The organism is Arsenophonus sp. ENCA (genome assembly GCF_002287155.1).
In the GTDB taxonomy this organism is placed as follows: Bacteria; Pseudomonadota; Gammaproteobacteria; order Enterobacterales; family Enterobacteriaceae; genus Arsenophonus; species Arsenophonus nilaparvatae.
In genome coordinates this window covers 1-3810 of record NZ_NHNG01000276.1, presented here as the reverse complement: position 1 = coordinate 3810, position 3810 = coordinate 1, and the positions used below count along the sequence as shown (strand labels likewise).

Sequence of the window (3810 nt, the reverse complement as noted above, 5' to 3'; positions counted from 1 at the left end):
TCATTGATGTATTAAAACAACAAATACAGACCACAAAAGAAAAAATAAGAAATCATATTAATAGCGATCCTGATTTAAAGAAAAACAAAGCGTTGCTGGAAAGCATACCTGGAATTGGTGAAATACTGACACGAGTTTCGCACAGGCATATAAAATTCTAAAAATGGCTTAAAAGCAATGATTAATCTGCAAGTTACTAAAAAACATAAATTTTCTTAAATTACAATAAGTTGTATTTGATTTATAAGGTTTTGACTATTTATATATCATGCTGAATTAAACTTAAAAATAGAGCGTTTTTTTATTGGTGCGAAACTCGTGAACTACACCACAGCAGCGCTCGATTTATGCGCTGCGGGCTTCGGTGCGCCGCACGTCAGACAACGCCTTTACTGGATGGCCTACGCCGATCACGCGGGACGGGAAGGATGGCAGGGAATGCCTGAATGTGCCGCTCAATGCGTTGCTGGGACGCATAGTGTGGTTAACGGGCTGGCCAACGCCTCAGGCGACAGACAGCAACGCCGGGGTAAGAGCGCCGAAATTAAAAAAGGACGGAAACCGCAATCGAATGTTAGAAGGGAGCTACCGCCCCGATTTGAAAGACATTCCTTACCTGATCAACAGTGCGCCCCCGTATCTGGAATTGCGGAAACCAGCAGCTTGCCGACTCACGGCTTCTGGCGAGAGGCTGACTGGCTCTGCTGCCGCGATGGAAAGTGGCGGCCAGTTGAACCCGGCACACGCCCGCTGGCTGATGGGATTACCAACAGAGTGGGACGACTGCGCGCCTACGCTAACACCCTCAATGCGCCACAGGCCCAGAGCTTCATCGCTGCCTGTATGTGCGCCCTCACCCTAGGCACCACTAAAACAATCCCAAACTCAAACGTCATTATTACGCCCTTTGAGCATGAGGTTACATCATGATAAAGCAAGATATGTTTTCTTTAGATAAAAAACTTAACCCACAGCTTAAACGGGTGAAAATCGCACACGAGCGTTTCCGTAATGAATGTGATGCATTTTTTAATGAAATTTCGGAACTCACCCTGTTAATCAATGATATCACTGAACAAAAGAGTCGATACAGCAACCTGCTTTATCAGACGATAAAGCCTATGTGCCGTGAGGCTGAGAAAAGTTTCAGTTTAGCTATGCATTACCTATTTGAGAATCAGCCTTATGCTGCTTATTACGAGTTCAAGGTAGTTCAACAAAATATGACCGCATTGATGGCATTACTGGATAAGGACATTACATCATGACCATTACCTGCATCAGCTGCCATCAGGCAACAAACCACCTCAATCCCATCCAGGCAAACATCACTCAACAACCGGAAAGTGGTGAGTGGGGGATTGACCTTATCCTGACCTGCCCCGATTGCGGGCAGCGATATGGTGTCTGGGTGCTTAACTGGGATATTCATCCCTTAACGGGTACGAAGGTACATTCACCCTCGACGTCAACCCCACCCCATCATCAAACACACGAGGTAAATAAACCATGAACCTTGACCTTTGGTTAGTTTTTTTAGGGGGTGCCTTGCTCAGTGCCGTATTACCCGGCGCAGGCGCTATCCTCACCCTTAACCATTCCTTCCAGCGGGGATGGCGCAAGACACTGCCGCTGATTGCCGGTCAGGCCACGGCATTAGCTTTGATGGTGCCCATTGTGGCACTGAGCACGGAAGCGTTGCGCGCTTCAGCGGCCGCCTGGCTGTTACTGAAAGGCATTAGCGTACTCTGGCTACTGTTTGCCGCCTACCGAACCTGGCGCGCGCCGGTCATCTTGGATGCCTACGCTGTTGCAGCATTGACCGGCAGCGCACAGCGGTTCTGCTGGGGTTTTCTGACCGATATCACCAACGCTAAAGCGCTCGCTTTTCTGCTTGCCACACTACCGGTCTTTCTTAATCCGGCCCAACCATTAGGGCCACAAATAACCCTCATGTCTTTGACGATGGTGATGGTCGATGCGCTGATGATGACGCTCTACGCGCTCATTGCCGCCCGCTTGCTGCCTTATTTTCAATCACCAGAAACCCGTAAACAACAAAACCGCCTGTTTGCCGGTTTCCTGGTGTTCATTGCGGTCAGCCTTTGTTTTATTGAACACCCGACCTTAATTCAGTGAAAAAGGATAAATTATCATGTGGATATTAATTTTAGCCCTATACGCCAGTCCCTATGCCGGTAATGCGTTTTCCACGCTGCATACACAGGAGTTTGACACGGCAACCGCCTGTCAACAGGCCGCCAAACAGTTCGCAGAAAAATTTGAAACGGTCAAGGATATGGATGCCAAGGCGATTTGCGTGAAGAAGTCATAGCAGAAAATAGGCGCACAATTCATTCAATTGTATAATAACGGTATTCATTTTATAATCCTTCAAAACCCGAAGGATTATTTTTTTATTCATGGCATAAGGAATCCTGACCACGACGATAAAGGAGACCCCCGATGACCCGACAAAAATACCTGCAGTTAATCCATATTGCCGCCCACCACCTCAAACTGGATGACACGACTTACCGCCAGCTGCTGCACAGGCTAACGGGAGAAACATCGGCAAAAGCCCTGAATATCAGTCAACTGGCTCGGGTGTTAGAGACCCTGAAAGCCAAAGGCTTTCGTATCCAGTCTACTCAGCCCACGACGAAAAAGCAGACCGACCGTCCGCAAATTCAAAAAATACAGGCCCTGTGGCAGGCAATGGTCGATGATGGCATCGTCCGTGATGCCTCGGCAACAGCCCTTGCTCACTTTGTTAAACGGGAAACCGGCTGTGATTCGCCTTACTGGCTGGATAACCCACAGGCCAGTCAGGTTATCGAAAAACTCAAGCAGTGGCAAAAACGCGTGGCAAGGACAACCTCATGCTAGAGAATACCTTCCGCAGCAAAGGGCCGGAGTTACTGGTTGAACTGGCCGAATGTACAACGGAGACGGTAAAATAGATTGTTCTCGACGTTGATCCCACAGTTGCCAGCCAGATAGGCGATGCTGTCGCCAATCAGATGATGCCGGCTTGGGGCGGGCAGAATCTCTATTTTCCGATGGGGCTGATGTGGAAAATTAACCAGCGCGACAGGGAGATATTTGCCGATTTCAACGGCCATAACCACCGTGCCCTGGCACGCAAGTACGAAGTCTCGCTACAGTGGATTTACTCGGTAGTCAAGCGGGTTAAGAAAGAAGAATTAAATCGCCTTCAAGGCAAACTATTTAGTGAAGAAAATGAATATTAATCAACGATATCGCCACGGCACGCTTTTTTGTGGTGATTGTATTACTATTATGAAAACACTTCCTGCCGAATCGATCCGTATCATCGTCACATCGCCACCTTATAACTTAAAAACTCGGTTGGAAATGGCATGAGAAGTCGCGGTAAAGGAAAATGAACCAAGGCAGCATTGCGTAACGGATATGACGGTCACGATGATAATCTTCCTCATCATGACTATGTTGCCTGGCAAAGGGCTTGCCTGAACGAAATGATGCGTCTGTTAAGGCCAGATGGTGTTATCTTTTATAATCATAAATGGCGGGTTCAAGCAGGATTACTACAAGACACGAGTTTCGCACAAAACTAATTTGGGTACGCTAATAAAACACGGATGTGCTCAGCAATAGCATTTTTGATTACGTCCCAATTTTGTTGATAAAGGGTTATTTTTTCAGATATACGACGTTTATGTTGTTCAAACCACGCAGAAATAGCGAGAAAAATATGATTTCTTTGCGCTCGGCTCGTGCGAGCCTGACAGCGTTCAATACCACAATTTTGTTTAACTTCTCGAT

Annotated in this window: 8 protein-coding genes and 1 pseudogene; 8 read left to right on the top strand and 1 reads right to left on the bottom strand. The window is 47.2% G+C overall.

Going from position 1 to position 3810, the window contains the following annotated elements; translation table 11 throughout:
• Positions 1-646 precede the first annotated feature (646 nt).
• The 8 genes from CBG25_RS07235 to CBG25_RS07200 all read left to right on the top strand — a co-directional run bounded on the left by CBG25_RS07235 (position 647) and on the right by CBG25_RS07200 (position 3602).
• Positions 647-862, top strand: a complete 216-nt coding sequence (locus CBG25_RS07235) for a hypothetical protein (RefSeq protein WP_290605680.1) — start codon at positions 647-649, stop codon at positions 860-862.
• Positions 863-926: 64 nt separating this feature from the next.
• Positions 927-1268, top strand: a complete 342-nt coding sequence (locus tag CBG25_RS07230; RefSeq protein ID WP_290605678.1) for a hypothetical protein — start codon at positions 927-929, stop codon at positions 1266-1268.
• A 241-nt stretch (positions 1269-1509) separates the two neighbouring features.
• Complete coding sequence (locus CBG25_RS07225) at positions 1510-2139, top strand: LysE family transporter (RefSeq protein WP_290605676.1); 630 nt, start codon at positions 1510-1512, stop codon at positions 2137-2139.
• A gap of 16 nt (positions 2140-2155) precedes the next feature.
• The gene (locus tag CBG25_RS07220; RefSeq protein WP_290605674.1) at positions 2156-2335 is read left to right on the top strand and encodes a hypothetical protein; all 180 of its coding nucleotides are present in this window, start codon (positions 2156-2158) and stop codon (positions 2333-2335) included.
• A gap of 131 nt (positions 2336-2466) precedes the next feature.
• Complete coding sequence (locus tag CBG25_RS07215) at positions 2467-2889, top strand: regulatory protein GemA (RefSeq protein ID WP_290605672.1); 423 nt, start codon at positions 2467-2469, stop codon at positions 2887-2889.
• Between the two features lie 74 nt (positions 2890-2963).
• The gene (locus CBG25_RS07210) at positions 2964-3254 is read left to right on the top strand and encodes a Mor transcription activator family protein (protein WP_290605682.1); all 291 of its coding nucleotides are present in this window, start codon (positions 2964-2966) and stop codon (positions 3252-3254) included.
• A complete protein-coding gene (locus CBG25_RS07205; RefSeq protein ID WP_290605670.1) occupies positions 3235-3387 on the top strand; it encodes a hypothetical protein in 153 nt (50 codons plus the stop codon). Before CBG25_RS07210 ends, CBG25_RS07205 begins: the two co-directional genes overlap by 20 nt.
• A gap of 35 nt (positions 3388-3422) precedes the next feature.
• Positions 3423-3602 carry a hypothetical protein gene (locus CBG25_RS07200; RefSeq protein ID WP_290605668.1) on the top strand — a complete coding sequence of 60 codons (180 nt, stop codon included), beginning with the start codon at positions 3423-3425 and terminating at the stop codon, positions 3600-3602.
• Here CBG25_RS07200 and CBG25_RS07195 read toward each other — a convergent pair.
• Positions 3599-3810, bottom strand: a pseudogene (locus CBG25_RS07195) (hypothetical protein); the annotation flags it as partial. The gene CBG25_RS07200 and the pseudogene CBG25_RS07195 overlap by 4 nt on opposite strands.

Bases quoted from the DNA above. Each gene is read 5' to 3' on its own strand.
- CBG25_RS07230 (WP_290605678.1), top strand. From the start codon at position 927: ATGATAAAGCAAGATATGTTTTCTTTAGATAAAAAACTTAACCCACAG.
- CBG25_RS07220 (WP_290605674.1), top strand. From the start codon at position 2,156: ATGTGGATATTAATTTTAGCCCTATACGCCAGTCCCTATGCCGGTAAT.
- CBG25_RS07215 (WP_290605672.1), top strand. From the start codon at position 2,467: ATGACCCGACAAAAATACCTGCAGTTAATCCATATTGCCGCCCACCAC.
- CBG25_RS07225 (WP_290605676.1), top strand. From the start codon at position 1,510: ATGAACCTTGACCTTTGGTTAGTTTTTTTAGGGGGTGCCTTGCTCAGT.